Annotated in this window: 9 protein-coding genes; 6 read left to right on the plus strand and 3 right to left on the minus strand. The window is 50.5% G+C overall.

Annotated elements, in window-relative coordinates; genetic code table 11:
* Positions 1 to 209: 209 nt before the first annotated feature.
* Positions 210 to 1,508 carry a 4Fe-4S dicluster domain-containing protein gene (locus ACTOY7_RS17300; RefSeq protein WP_300884852.1) on the plus strand — a complete coding sequence of 433 codons (1,299 nt, stop codon included), beginning with the start codon at positions 210 to 212 and terminating at the stop codon, positions 1,506 to 1,508.
* Between the two features lie 58 nt (positions 1,509 to 1,566).
* Here the strand turns inward: ACTOY7_RS17300 and ACTOY7_RS17305 are convergent, their stop codons facing one another.
* Positions 1,567 to 2,844, minus strand: a complete 1,278-nt coding sequence (locus ACTOY7_RS17305) for a sensor histidine kinase (protein WP_160281337.1) — start codon at positions 2,842 to 2,844, stop codon at positions 1,567 to 1,569.
* A gap of 44 nt (positions 2,845 to 2,888) precedes the next feature.
* Complete coding sequence (locus ACTOY7_RS17310; RefSeq protein ID WP_160281338.1) at positions 2,889 to 3,593, minus strand: LytR/AlgR family response regulator transcription factor; 705 nt, start codon at positions 3,591 to 3,593, stop codon at positions 2,889 to 2,891.
* Positions 3,594 to 3,810: 217 nt separating this feature from the next.
* Here ACTOY7_RS17310 and ACTOY7_RS17315 point away from each other — a divergent pair, with 217 nt between their 5' ends.
* The 5 genes from ACTOY7_RS17315 to ACTOY7_RS17335 all read left to right on the plus strand — a co-directional run bounded on the left by ACTOY7_RS17315 (position 3,811) and on the right by ACTOY7_RS17335 (position 13,759).
* Positions 3,811 to 4,566 carry an ABC transporter ATP-binding protein gene (locus ACTOY7_RS17315; RefSeq protein WP_160281339.1) on the plus strand — a complete coding sequence of 252 codons (756 nt, stop codon included), beginning with the start codon at positions 3,811 to 3,813 and terminating at the stop codon, positions 4,564 to 4,566.
* Entirely contained in the window at positions 4,553 to 6,646 is a 2,094-nt protein-coding gene (locus ACTOY7_RS17320) for an ABC transporter permease (protein WP_394684427.1), read from the plus strand. The genes ACTOY7_RS17315 and ACTOY7_RS17320 overlap by 14 nt, the downstream gene beginning before the upstream one ends.
* Positions 6,647 to 6,915: 269 nt before the next feature.
* On the plus strand, positions 6,916 to 9,570 hold the full coding sequence (locus ACTOY7_RS17325) for a response regulator (RefSeq protein WP_300884856.1): 2,655 nt from the start codon (positions 6,916 to 6,918) through the stop codon (positions 9,568 to 9,570).
* A gap of 116 nt (positions 9,571 to 9,686) precedes the next feature.
* Positions 9,687 to 12,395 carry a DegV family protein gene (locus ACTOY7_RS17330; protein WP_482671083.1) on the plus strand — a complete coding sequence of 903 codons (2,709 nt, stop codon included), beginning with the start codon at positions 9,687 to 9,689 and terminating at the stop codon, positions 12,393 to 12,395.
* Positions 12,396 to 12,613: 218 nt separating this feature from the next.
* Positions 12,614 to 13,759, plus strand: a complete 1,146-nt coding sequence (locus ACTOY7_RS17335; protein ID WP_482671082.1) for an aldo/keto reductase — start codon at positions 12,614 to 12,616, stop codon at positions 13,757 to 13,759.
* Between the two features lie 398 nt (positions 13,760 to 14,157).
* Here the strand turns inward: ACTOY7_RS17335 and ACTOY7_RS17340 are convergent, their stop codons facing one another.
* On the minus strand, positions 14,158 to 14,508 hold the full coding sequence (locus ACTOY7_RS17340) for a transposase (protein WP_482672715.1): 351 nt from the start codon (positions 14,506 to 14,508) through the stop codon (positions 14,158 to 14,160).
* Positions 14,509 to 14,749 lie beyond the last annotated feature (241 nt).

Genomic DNA, 14,749 nt, shown 5'->3' on the forward strand with positions numbered 1-14,749 from the left:
ATGGCTAGCACATCGTTGCATTATCAGCCTTTTTTCAGAAAAATGCTCCTCTTCGATCTTATTTGTGTTATACTACCAGAAGGACCGAGTCGTGATGTGCAAGGGATCAGGAACCGCAGACAGGATTTTGTCTGATGCCGCAGGTGATGTCCGCGGTTTCAGAACTGCACGGAACAACAAGGCTCAAATGACAGGAGGCGAAAAAAACGATGGGACATATGACAACAAGAGATGCCTACAAGAATCTGGAGGAGCGGATCAACTGGTTTACCCAGGGAGCTCCCGCGTCAGATACGTTATATAAGATCCTGCAGGTATTGTACACGGAGAAGGAGGCCAAGTGGGTGGCGCTGCTTCCGGTCCGTCCGTTTACGCTGAAAAAGGCGGCCAGGATCTGGGGGACAACGGAGGCAAAGGCGGAGAAGCTCCTGGACCACCTCTGTGAAAAAGCGCTGCTGGTAGATTCTGATTACCATGGGCAGCGGCAGTTTGTGATGCCGCCGCCGATGGCAGGCTTTATTGAGTTTGCCCTGATGCGCACGAGAGGCGATATTGACCAGAAGTATCTGAGCGAGCTGTATTATCAGTATATGAATGTGGAGGAGGATTTTGTCAAAGATCTGTTCTTTGTGACAGAGACAAGGCTGGGCCGGGTGTTTGTGCAGGAGCCGGTGCTGACCAATGACAAGACGAACCACATCCTGGACTATGAGCGTGCCTCGCATATCGTGGAGGAAGCAAAGTATATCGGGCTTGGTACCTGCTACTGCAGACATAAGATGTATCATGCCGGACACCCCTGTGAGATCGACGCGCCCTGGGATGTGTGCCTGACCTTTGACAATGTGGCCCGTTCCCTGGCCGAGCATGGGGAGTATGCGCGGCTCATCTCCAGGGAAGAGGCCATGGATGCGCTGGAGCGTTCCTATGCCGCTAACCTGGTGCAGATCGGAGAAAATGTCCGGGAGCATCCGGCATTTATCTGCAACTGCTGCGGCTGCTGCTGTGAAGCGCTGCAGGCGGCAAGGAAGTTCAGCCCCATGCAGCCCGTGGCCACGACCAATTATATTCCCAGAGTGTCCCTGGAGAAATGCATCGGCTGCGGAAAATGCGCGAAGGTCTGTCCGATCCTGGCCATTGCCATAGAAGAGAAGGGGCAGGAGGGAGAGGAGCGCGGCAGGAAGCATCCGGTGATCGACACGGAGATCTGCCTGGGCTGCGGTGTCTGCGCCCGGAACTGTCCCACCGGGGCTATTGAGCTGGAACGGCGTCCGGTGCAGGTGATCACACCTGTAAACAGCACGCACCGGTTTGTCCTGCAGGCCATCGAAAAAGGAACGCTGCAGAACCTGATATTCGATAATCAGGCTTTTGCCAATCACCGGGCCATGGCAGCCGTATTCGGCGCCATCTTAAAGCTCCCGCCCCTGAAGCAGGCCCTGGCGAGCAGGCAGTTTAAGTCCATCTATCTGGATAAGATGCTGTCCATGCAGAAGAAAAAGTTATAAAATTCATGAACCAAAAATTATTCCAGCCGTCCGGTTTGCGCTGCTGCTGTATCGAAGATTATACATTTCCGATCAGAACAGTCACTGTAAAGGTAGTCTCCGTATAGGAGATATCCAGAGTGCCGCTGTACTTTTCCACCATTTCCCGAACATTTGCCAGGCCCAGGCCGTGTGTGTCTGAATCTTCTTTATCGGATACAAGCCGGCCTTTATGTTCCCGGACGGCATTTGCTTTTGTGTTTGTTATTTCAAAGGTGAAATAACCGTTTTCAGTCACTCTGGCCTTTAAGGAGATTCGGCGCTTTTTAAGGTCTGGTATCTTCACAGAGGCTTCGACGGCATTGTCCAGGGTATTGGAAAACAGGCAGCAGAGGCTGATCGGGTCGAGGCCGATCAGTCTGTCCAGGTCAATGTGGAAAAAAACATTGATTCCCTGCTCCAGCGCCAGATTGTATTTGGCATTGAGAACCGCGTTGATGATGCTGTTCTTGCAAAAGACACGAGTGCGGGCCGCCAGCCGCGTCTCGATTTCCTCCATATAGTGCTCGGCATCCTCTGTATTTCCTGAGCGGAACAGAGCCTGGATCACGCCCAGATGGTTGTTCATATCATGGCGGAATCTGCGGATCTTGGTTTGATTTTGCTCCAGTTCTTCATAATAGCTTTTCTGAAGCATCAGGTTTTTCCGCTCCATGTCCTGCCGGATGCTTCTGACAAAATATTCCGTCAGGGCGATGCAGCCCAGGTTGGTTGCAAAGCAGGAAAAGGCGGCCGGCCACATGTAATAGCTTTGAACCGGGGCAAAGAGGATGCTGGTGGTTATGCTCACCAGGGAGGCCAGACAGATGACATCCAGCAGGATCCAGGTCTTATGGCCGAATAATTTCCGGGCCTGAACCAGATGCCTTTCAAAAAAGCGGTAAATGCCGTACCAGATCAGCAGATGCAGGATGGGATCCGCTATGGTACAGAACAGGTCTATGGCAATGGGCCAGTCAAGGGAAGAACCCAGCACACCCAGCATATCCATGACAAAAAAGTTCTGGCTGACGATCAGGGGATAGAGGACGGCCACGGCAGCCAGACGCTGCCAGATACTGCCCTGGAAGGCGAGCAGCATCAGTGCAAGAAACCAGACCAGTTCCAGGACCACATTAAAAAAATCATTCGGATAGATAATCATGTTGGAGAGGCAGGCGCAGGAAATATATCCGGCCGCGCTCCAGAGCTTTCCGTCCCGTTTCTGCGCAAAATGGCATAGAATCCGGTAAAACAGGAAACCCTGTATGCAATTAGGGATTTTGCCGACATTATACATAACAGATATAAGATCCATGGTGATTCTCCTATTTTTCTACAACTCCAAAACAGCGTTTTAGCTCACCGCAGCAGGAGACGGGCAAAGGCAATTTCCAGGGGCTGGCGGAAGGCACGGCTGACCGGAAACTGCAATGCCCCGCAGATACAGCGGTCTTTTTCCAGAGCGCTTACAAAGTTCAGGTTCACCAGATGCCGGTTGTGGCAGCGTACAAAATAGTCCGGCAGTCCGGACTCCACCTCATCCAGCTTCCCGTAAAAATCAGGTCTGCTTCCGTCATTCAGGAAGATCACAACCTTCCTTCGGTCACTGGAAAAAGCCAGGACCTTTTTCAAAGGGATTTTCAGAATACCGGATTTCCGCTCCAGGGTAAAATACGGTTCCCGGTCCCTCCCGAGCTCTTCCAATGCCTGCTCCAGAACGGCCTGGATCTTGTGCTCCTCATAGGGCTTCAGAATATAATGGAAGGCATGCACCTCATATCCCTGAAATACAAAGTCAGGGTAAGCGGTTACGAAGATCAGGAGCGTATGGGAGTTCCTTTTTCTCAGATTTTTGGCGGTTTCCATGCCGTTCATCTGTTTCATTTCAATATCCAGAAATAAAATATCCAAATATTCGCGCTCCGGATGTGAAAACAATGCTTCGCCGGAGTCGTATTCCAAAATACGGTAAGAGATTCCAAGCAGCTGCAGCTTCCGCTCCAGAGGAGTGCGGAGGGCACGGCGCGTGGGAGCCTCATCATCACAGATTCCGATGCTGATCATAGGGGTCCTTCCTTTCTGAGGAACACAGTTCCTACAGCTCCTTAGTTTACAGAAAAACCCCGGATTTGTAAATGCAGTTCCAGCATTCCGGCGCAAACTTTACAAAATCGATACCAAACATGACAGTTTCCGCAATGCGTTCCATACAAAAAGTATTTAAACTATTTACAGTCGGAACTATTTTAGAAACCATTTTTATCAAAGGAGGGATTGTTTTATGCTGCAGGTCAGGCATTTATCAAAAAGCTATACATCGGGAAGCCTGGTGTATCCGGTATTAAAGGACGTATCACTGAGGGTGGAAAAAGGGGAGTTTGTGGCCGTCATGGGGCCGTCTGGATCGGGCAAAACCACCCTGCTGAACTGCATTTCCTGCTTTATTCCACATGAGCAGGGGAGCATCGTTCTGGCAGACCAGGACATTTCCGATCTGAATGAAACGGAGCTGGCCAGAGTCCGCAACCGGCAGATGGGGTTCGTCTTTCAGGATTTTATGCTTCTGGACGGCCTGAGTGTGTTCGAGAATATCTGCCTTCCCCAGATCATTGCACGCCGCCCGGTGGTGCAGATGGAAGAAAAGGCGAGGAATATCTGCCGGCTTTTCGGCATTGAGAAGATCATGGAAAAATATCCTGTCGAGATTTCCGGCGGGGAGAAGCAGCGTACCGCGGTGGCAAGGGCACTGATGAACCAGCCTTATGTCATTCTTGCCGACGAGCCCACCGGGAATCTGGACAGCAAGTCCTGCAAAGCTGTGATCGACGCGTTTTTACAGGCGAAGCAGGAGCTGGGCGCGACTATTTTCATGGTCACTCATGACAGCTTTGCGGCCTCCTTCTGTGACCGGGTAGTCGTCCTGAAGGACGGGCAGGTCTATGGGGAGCTGACACGAAGCGGCGGAAGAAGAGCATTCATGGATGAGCTACTGAATACCATCCGTACCCTGGGAGGTGACAGCGATGACAATGCATAAGATCACGGAAAAGCTTCGCAGAAAAAACAAGGACCAGTACCGGCTGCTTGGAATCTGCATCTTTTTATCCATGCTCCTGGTGTCTTCCTTTGCGATGATGTTTTTCTCGCCCTCAATCCAGGAGGCCCTTCCGCCGGGCGGAGATACGAGGAAGCTGATGTGGCTCATGCTGGTGGCGGTGGCGGTGGGCTGCCTGCTCTTTACCCTGTACGGAAGCAGTTTGTTTTTCCGACAAAAAAGCAGGGAATTCGGGGTGATGCTGGCTCTGGGGGCAGAGAAAAAAGAACTGTCCCGTCAGCTGTTCTCAGAGCTGCGCGCTTCGGTGGGAATCTATATCCTTTCCGGTCTGGCGGCGGCTCTGCCGGTCTCTTATCTGATCTGGCTTTTGTTTCGGATGCTGGTGATCGACACGCAGCAGATGCAATACCGCTTCGGGATCGCGGGCGTATTTGCGGGACTGCTGTTTGCGGTGGCGCTGTCGCTGTGCATCCTGTTCCTGGGGATCCGTTTCATCCGCCGGGCAGACATTATGGAGATCCTGAATGCCGGACGAAAGACGGAGATGATTCGAGAAATCAGTCCGTGGAGCAAAAAACTGGGAATCCTGCTGATCGTATCGGGCCTCTTTCTGGCCATGGCAGTCCCACAACTGACGGTCCGGCTGTTTCGCCAGGGGATGCCGGCCGTCTGGAATCTGACTTGGCTGGTCTGTGCGGCAGGCCTGTATCTGGTGATCCTGAGCGCCGTGGGGCAGTCCCGGAAAGGGAAACATCCGGAAACATACTACAGCAATATCATTTCCACCAATCTGATGCGTTTTGCAGCCAGGCAAACTACCCGGAATATGTGCGTGATCTCCTTGCTGGTGTTCGTGATCGTGCTGTCGGCCTTCTGGGGCGTGATGTATTATTACAGCGTGACAGAAGGAGGCAGCGATATGCCGTATGACTATTCCCTCCACTATCCGGCCGGGGAAGCGCAGATGGGAGAGGAGGAGATCCGGGAGCTGGCAGAGGAATACGGCGTGGAGATGACTTCCTTTGAAGAACTGGACTCACTGGAGCTGGTCATCCGCTATACAGGGAGAGATATGGATGAACAGAGACGATACTTTGACGTGGAATATGAAAAGCTGGCTTCCTTTGTATCGGCTTCTGATTTCGCGAGGATTTCCGGGAGCCAGGTTACGCTGGGCAGCGGGGAGTACCGGACTGTTGCCGCGGAAGGATCCCCGGAGTCCTTCTGGACCGACTATGACTGCCTGAACGCAATCCGCTTTTCCGGCTCCGAAGAGGAGATGAAGCCGCGGTTTATGGGAACCGTGGAGTGCGGCAATCTGAATCTTGTCAGCGATCCCTTTGCTTTTGTGCTGGCGGATGAGGACTACCGCCGGTTTGCCGAAGGAATTTCGGAGGAAGGGAAGGAAAAACATATCTTATTTAACGTGAAGCATGTGATGGAAACCTATGATTTCGCAGATGCGCTGAAGCAGGAAATGACCGCCCGGGCAACAGCAACTTCCAACCATTATACGCTGTATGATGCCCGGGAGGAGGAGCTGGCGCTGGCGGAAGGAAGGGACTACAGCTATGCCGGAGAGATCGATCTGTCGCCGGACAATCCCCGGCTGATCCAGGAGTGGAAGTACGCTCCGTTTTCGAAGGTCCTGCTGCAGGCGGAGGCCATGGAAATGGTAGCGGTATTTGTCCTGCTCAGCATCTATGTCTCTGCAATCTCGCTGACGGCGGCAGGCATGATGAGCTATGTCCGGAGCATCACCATTGCCATGGACAACCGGCAGCTTTTTGAGGATCTGAAAAAGCTGGGGGCGGACAGGGCGTATGTGAAACAGGTCATCCGGGTACAGCTGCGCCGGATTTTCGCTTATCCCGTGGCTGCAGGGTGCGCGATCTCCGGAGGTTTTTCCCTGCTTTTGACGTATTTTAACGATATGAGCCTGCAGGTCTTTGAGGTAAAAATGCTGATGGCGGAGATCTTGCTGATGGCCGCGATCGTCGGAGTGATGTACGGAGTGTACCGGGGAGCCTATCGGACAGCGGGGAGAATCGCGGGGATCTGAGGTTGCTGTTCATGGTGTCTTGCGCTCCGACGCAAGGCATCCGGTCAGTAAAGCAGCGGTTTCAGGTATCCGGCCCCTCGTCTTTAGGCGATTTTCATTGTGCTGGATGCGTTACAGTTCACATGCCGTGAACTGTAACCGGTCAGACCGTGAATAGTAAGAATCTCAGTCTGTAATACTTGATTTTACATGCGATCTGTTCTAAAATAGGATTCACGTAGATTCGAAGAATCACGGGGAGATGAATTGCAAAGGAGTTTGATCAAGAGATGAGAACGGAAGAACAGATAAGTATGCAGTTGCTCCAGGCGGCTACGGTCAGTGTATTCAGCGTAATCCTGATCCTGATCACGATGGCGATGTCGTGGGAGATGTGGATGACCCCTTTGATCGTGATCGGCAGTGTCAGCATCTGGTGCCTGCATATCGGAAGGACCTGCTCGGGAACGTTTTATGATTATCTGTGCGCCGGCCTTTTGCTGGTGGAATTTTTCTTCTTTGGGATACATGGGGACAGTCTTTACGATCTACCGGCCGTGGCCTGCATTATGGTCCTGATGTTTTCCATGCTGGATAAAAAGCGGCTGCTGTACATGATCGCTGCTCTGTATGTGCTGATACTGCTGTATCATTTTCTGTATCTGCATACCATCTATTCCGGCATGGAGACCCGGGACATCATACGTCTGGGGCTGGGGATCGCAGTGACGGCAGGGTCGGTGGAGATCGCCAGGCACCGGCATAACAGGAGGCGGGCGGACAAAAAGCGGTATGATGCCGCATTTGCGCAGCTGGAGACCGCGGGACGGCAGAACGCGGTGTTTTTGTCGAATGTATCCCATGAGCTGCGAACACCGATCAATATGGTGCTGGGGATCAGCGAGGTGGCTATGGAGAAGGATCTTTCTCCCGAGCTTCGGACAGATATGCAGTCCATACAGCTGGCGGGAAAGCGCCTGTCCAATCAGATCAATAATATGCTGGACTATACGGAGATTGTAGAGGGCACGCTGGTCCCGGCGAGGGAAGAGTACATGATCATTTCCGTGCTCAATGACGTGATCACGATGACGGCAATGCAGAGCAGCAGGAATCAACTGGAGCTGGTATTTGATATCGATCCGGGGATACCGTCGATGCTGGTCGGGGATGCGGAAAAGCTTTCCCACGTACTGAAGATCCTGCTGGAAAACTCAATCAAGTTTACGGAAGAAGGCGGAATAAACGTCTGTATAGAATTTCGGCGTGAAAGCTATGGGATCAACCTGATCATAAACATTTACGATACCGGTATCGGTATGACAGAGTCCCAGCTTACGCAGATGTTTGATGATTTTTATCAGGCGGATTCCGGAAGCAGCCGTTTCGCGGGGGGATTGGGACTTGGGATTCCTATCGCGCGGGGGATCCTCCATGCGATGGGCGGATTTATCCATTTTGAAAGCGACGGACAGCAGGGGCTGCATGCCCATATCGCTATTCCGCAGGGCGTGGCGGACGACAGTCCGGCCATTGTGCTTTCCAATGCGGATGAACTTTGCATCGCCTGCTACTTCAGGCCGGAGAAATACAGCTGCGACGAAGTCCGGCGTTATTACGACAAGCTGATCCTGAGCCTGGTGGATGGGCTTGGCATTGAGGGATATCAGGCACACAATTTTGAAGGGCTGCTCAAGTTGCAGCGTACCTGTAAGCTGACCCATGTGTTTATCGCGCAGGCTGAATATGAAGAGAATCATTCCTATTATGAAGAACTGGCGGAAACATTGCGGGTGGTTGTGATCGCGGAGAAGGATTTTATGCTTCACAGGGCCAGCAGGCTGCTGATCATCCATAAGCCATTCTCAGCCCTTTCCGTGGTGAACCTGCTGAACGGCGAGGTGAAGGAAAATGGATTCGAAGAAGCACAGGCGGCAGGCCGCAGGCCATTTACCTGTGAGGGAGTCCGGGTTCTTGCCGTAGATGATGAAGAGATGAACCTTGTGGTCGCAAAAGGTGTTTTGGGAAGCTACGGGATGCAGGTGGATACCTGCCTCAGCGGACGGGAGGCGGTGGAACGATGCAGTCAGAATTCCTATGATATCGTATTCCTGGATCACATGATGCCGGGCTTCGACGGAGTAGAAACACTGCAGTTCATCCGTGAGATTGACGATGGGGCTTATCAGGAACTGCCGGTGATCGCGCTGACCGCGAATACGATCAGCGGAGCGAGGGAAATGTTCCGGAGTGAGGGATTTACGGAATTTATCCCAAAACCCATCGAGCGCGCCGTCCTGGAAAGGGTACTGCGCAGGGTACTGCCGAAGGATCGGATCCAGTATGGCGCAGAGCCTACGATTCCGGACAGTCCGGAGGAAGGTATACAAGCTTCTGCCGGTACTTCCACAGATGAGACGAAGCAGCAGACAACAATCCCGTCCCGGGATGACAGATCAGGCGCGTTTGGTCAGGAAGAGAATGAGACGGGCGCCGCCATGCCGGACGCGTCTGGAACAGAAACAGATGTGCCGGACGCAGCTGGATCCGACGGCAGCGTATCGGAAGAAAATGATTCTGCGCAAGGGTCTGTCCTGCCCCGTGCCCGTCTCGTACAGGCAGGGATCAATGTAGAGATGGGGCTGGATTACTGCTGCGGCGAAGAGGAATTTTATCTGGAGATGCTGCGCATGTTCTCATCCCAGGGAGAAGAGAAGGCGGCAGAGATCACTTCCCTTTACGAGACGGAAAACTGGAACGATTATGCGGTCAAGGTCCATGCTTTGAAGAGTACATCTCTGACGATCGGGGCGGAAGTGCTCTCAGGACGGGCGAAGGAACTGGAACTGGCTGGAAAGAGGGAAGACGTTGAATACATCCGGCAGAACCATTCGGAACTGCTGCACATGTATCAAGAGGTATGTGAAAGCATGGCCGGGTTATAAGCTTATATGATTTATAAAGGAAGACAGCCGCAAAAACAGGCAGAGCTGTCTTACGGTAAGGTGCTGCCGAGCCTTCGGCGAGGGGCGATACATTATAGTTTAGGAGGAAATACCGCGTGTTCAAAAAATGGCTTCAAATCATCTTTGACCATAGGATCAGCCTGCAGGAGCGTATGTTTCGTGTGGTTACAGGCGTCAGCATGATCGCATTGATCTTTATACTGCCGATGGGCAGAACTTTCATGAACTGGCTGCTGCTTGCAGTCAGCCTTGCTGCTATATTTATGATCACGAAGGTCAGTATTCAAAAGGAACGTATTATTACAGGGGCTACTGCCATTGCGGTCCTGCTTCTTCTGCTGTTCCCGGTGAGTTTTTTCACGGCAGGCGGGTTCTACAGCGGAATGCCGGAATGGTTTGTGCTCTGCTTTATTTATATCAGCATTACCCAGACAGGAAGGCGGAAGGCTGTTTTTTTCGTGATCTGTACAGCCGAGACATTGCTCTGCTATTATATATCCTTTTACTTTCCGAAACTTGTGGCGCGGAATACGCCGAGACATTCTTTCTTTGACTCTGCAAATTCTGTAATCATGGTGGGATTGCTGACCAGTGTGCTTCTGATGTTTTTGAACAGACTCTATGAAGAAGAGAACAAATTGGCCAAGGAGCAGAAGAAGGAGATTGAAGAATTGAACAGGGCGGAAAATCATTTCTTCTCCAGTATGAGCCATGAGATTCGTACGCCCATCAACTCCATCATCGGGTTAAACGAGATCATCCTACGGGGGGACATCCCAGAGGATGTTGCGGAGAACGCAAGAAATATCCAGGGAGCCAGCAAATTGCTGCTTACACTGATCAACGATATCCTGGATCTGTCCAAAATTAAATCCGGAAAAATGGAGATCATCAATGATTCCTATGAAACCGGAGAGTTGTTTTCGGAAATCGTCAATATGATCTGGATCAAGGCTAAGGAAAAAGGGCTGGAATTTCGCCTCCATGTGGATTCTTCGATTCCAAGCATGCTCTGCGGCGACGCGGTGCGTATCAAGCAGATCCTGATCAACCTACTGAACAATGCCATAAAGTATACCACTGAGGGTTCTATCAGTCTTTCCGTCCGGTGTGAGCGTCTGGGACTGAATCGGGTGCGCGTCTGGTATTCCGTGGAGGACACCGGACAGGGGGTTAAAAAGGAAAATATTCCTTATATCTTTAATGCGTTCCGAAGGGTGGATGAAGAAAAAAACCGACACATCGAAGGGACCGGGCTGGGGCTCAGCATTGTACAGCAGCTGGTAGAGCTGATGGACGGCGAGATCAGTGTCAACAGCGTCTATACCAAGGGTTCCAAGTTCGTTGTCATGCTGGAGCAGGATATCATAGATGATAAGGAACTGGGGACATTTACACTGGCTTCCCGTATGAAGGTTCATGAGGGGGTGCAGTACAGGCAGAGCTTCGAGGCGCCGGATGCCCACATTCTTGTGGTAGATGACAATGATATGAACCTGGTCGTGGTGCGTAAGCTGCTATCCGCAACGAAGATCCAGATTGATACGGCGTCAAGCGGCGAAGAATGTCTGACGCGGACTCTGGAACAGCATTATGACGGAATCCTGATGGACCACCTGATGCCGGAGATGGACGGAATTGAGTGCTTTCACTCGCTGCGTACCCAGCCGGGCGGATTATGCCAGGATGTACCCGTGATCGCGCTGACCGCTAATGCGGGCAGTGACAATCAGCTGCTTTACCGGAAGGAGGGCTTCAGCGGATATCTGGCGAAGCCGGTCAGCGGCGCGCTGCTGGAAGCGGCGGTTATGAGCATCCTGCCGAAGGAACTGGTAAAGCTGACGGAGGAATCCGGCCAGTCCGAGATTGGAAAGGACGTCCTGATCTTTGAGCATGCGAAACGGCTTTCACTTATGATCACAACGGACAGTGTATGCGACCTTCCCCAATCTCTAAAGGAAAAGTTTCATCTATCCGTGTGTCCATACTATATCTGCACGGACGAGGGGCGGTTCTTGGATGAGCTGGAATTGAAGCCGGATGAATTGCTGATGCACATTTCGGAGGGGTGGAGCGGTTACTCTCAGGCTCCTGAGGTCGAAGACTATGAGCGTTTCTTTGCAGATAAGCTGACCGAGGCACAGAATGTGATCCATATCACCATGGCAAAGCATGTCAGCGAGGGCTACAACAATGCGGTGGAAGCGGCGAAATCCTTTGAAAATGTTACGGTGATTGATTCCGGGCATCTGTCCAGCAGTCTTGGGCTGATCGTACTGTTTGCCGTATCAATGGCGGAGAAACATGCTTCGAAGACAGAGATCGTGGAAGGCGTGAAGCGGCTCAGGAATCATATTTCCTCTGCGTTTGTCATTAACAGCACACATATGATGTGCCAGTCGGGGCGGATATCCAAACGGATCCAGGTCATTTGCGATGCGCTGCTGCTGCATCCACTCATCGTGCTGCGGAAGAGCCGGATGGTGGTCATCGGCATGGCAATGGGAGATTTTACGCATGTTGCGAAAAGCTATGTCCGAAGGGTTTTCATAGACTCCAGAAACATCGACCGGAGCATCCTGTTCATTACCTATGCAGGCATGGATGAAAAGAAGCTGGAATATGTCCAGGAACTGGTGCGGCAGTACTGTCCTTTCGAACGGGTTTACGTGCAGAAGGCGTCTTCCGCAATCGCCAGCAACTGCGGACCGGGGTCCTTCGGGCTGCTGTTTATGAGGAAGAATGAGGCAGTGATCTCATTTGCGCAGGCAGACAGGGCGGAAGAGAAAGAGGTACTCGGATAATATATGGCTGCGGAGAGTCATATGGATTGAAACAAAGAATTTACAAAAACTTGAAGCAGAATGTAAGAAATTAATTCCGGACGAATATATGCCTAAGATGTGCTATGAAGAAGATATGAACCCACATTATCTGCGGGGGATGTATGAAAAAGCAATGGAGACAGGAGGAAAATGGTGGTAACAGAAAAGAAAAAGATGCGAAAAGCGGAGGAAGGATTATGATATACAGGGAACTTGGAAAGACAGGCTTAATGGTCAGCGAGATCGGGCTCGGCGGAGAATGGCTGGAGCGTCATAATACGGAAGAAGTAAAAGCGGTAATTGATGTGTGTGAAGAGGAAGGGATCAATATTCTGGACTGCTGGATGTCCGAACCGAATGTCCGGTCTAATATCGGATCGGCGATAAAAGGAAAACGTAACCGGTGGATCATCCAGGGGCATATTGGTTCTATTTGGGAAAATGGACAATATGTCAGAACCAGAAATCTGAAAAAAGTAAAACCGGCTTTTGAAGACCTGTTGGCACGGCTGCAGACGGACTATATTGATTTGGGAATGATCCATTTTATTGATAATACAGAAGAATTTGATCATGTAATGAATGGAGAGTTTATAGAGTATGTGCGGCAATTAAAGAAAGAAGGAAAGATCCGCCATATCGGAATGAGTTCCCATAATCCGGAGATTGCTAAAATGGCGGCCTGCCATGGTGAGATTGAAATGATCTTATTCAGTATCAACCCGGCTTTTGATCTGCTGCCGCCTGTTACGGATCTGGAACAATATTTTACAGATCAATACGATGAAAAACTGAGCGGAATCGCGCCGGAGCGGGAAGAATTATATAAGATCTGTGAACAGAACGGCGTAGGGATTACGGTTATGAAAGGGTATGCGGGGGGACGTCTGTTCCAGAAACAGACATCCCCTTTTGGAGTGGCTCTGACACCGGTACAATGCATTCATTACGCGCTGACCCGGCCGGCAGTAGCGGCAATTATGGCGGGGTTTGACAATCCGCGGCATGTATACGAGGCTGTGGCATATGAGACCGCTACCAGTGAGGAAAAAGATTATGCAAGTGTCCTGGCATCGGCTCCGCGGCATGCGTTTTCTACAGGACAATGTACTTATTGCGGGCATTGTGCGCCATGCTCTGCCAGGATTGACATTGCTATGGTAAATAAGTTATATGATCTTGCCTTGATGTCAGACGCGGTTCCGGGAACAGTCCGCGCGCATTATCAGCAGTTAAATGCAAATGCATCAGACTGTACCGGATGCAGAAGCTGTGAGGGCAGATGTCCTTTCTCTGTACCGATTGCCGAGCGGATGCAAAAAGCAAAGGAATTATTTTTATAAATGGTAGATGCCCAAAGAGCATCCAACCGTACAGGTGGAAAATATTCCATCTTTTTAGTGGTATGGCATATTTTCCATACCGCTTTTTCTTTTCCTCAACTCAGATTTTCTAATTTTTTCTTGCTTAATTTTGCACAAATATACCGCCCTATTTTTAGTAATATTTCCCTAATTGATAAATTGCGAAAAATTTGCGGCGAAGCTCCTTGATTATATACTTTTTGAAAGGAGTTTCTTCTTATGAAATAAATGGAAATTGTCGCGTCTATCATCTGCAGTCAACGATGCTACCGGCATCGCCTCCTTCCTCCGCCTTGTACTGACATGAACATCGAACGCTTATTACTTCAAAATTAATGCAACATTGTACTAGTACAGCATTGCTTAAATATCAGTGATTAAATTGCTAATGGTATCCCAGCATATGTCCACTTAAATGGGTGTGCTGTAAGATTGTACTGTTCAATAAAGCGCAAGATGCTTGCTTCCAGTTCTTCTATTGACAGATAGCTTTTCCGCTTCAGCAGCTTTCGGTTAATGATGCCAAACCATATCTCAATCTGGTTCATCCAGGAACTGTGTTTCGGAGTATACACAAAGCGGATCCGGTGGGAAGGGTCATGCAGGAAATCTGCTCGGATTTTCTTACTTTTGAGGATCCCTGTCTTTCCTTTTTTGCCTAGTTCCACACCAGGGACACAGGCCTCTGCCACAAAGCGGACAAGGGCTTCCGACTTATGGGTGTTCAGGCCATCACATAGCGCAGCTTATAGCTGCAATCAAACTTTTATAGTTAATTTCAAATAAAAAGGATCATCCAATCGTTGATGCATGTGCTATAATGCACTTACGGTATCTGTGTACCAATCATCAATCGGGAACTAAATTCCCCAGTAGCATTCATACGAAAGGATGACCCTATGAACACTATATTAGAACAATTTAAAGATAAAATCAATGGTACATTTGCATTTTTTGACAGAATGATCA

The sequence above is a fragment of the Schaedlerella sp. genome (assembly GCF_056796775.1).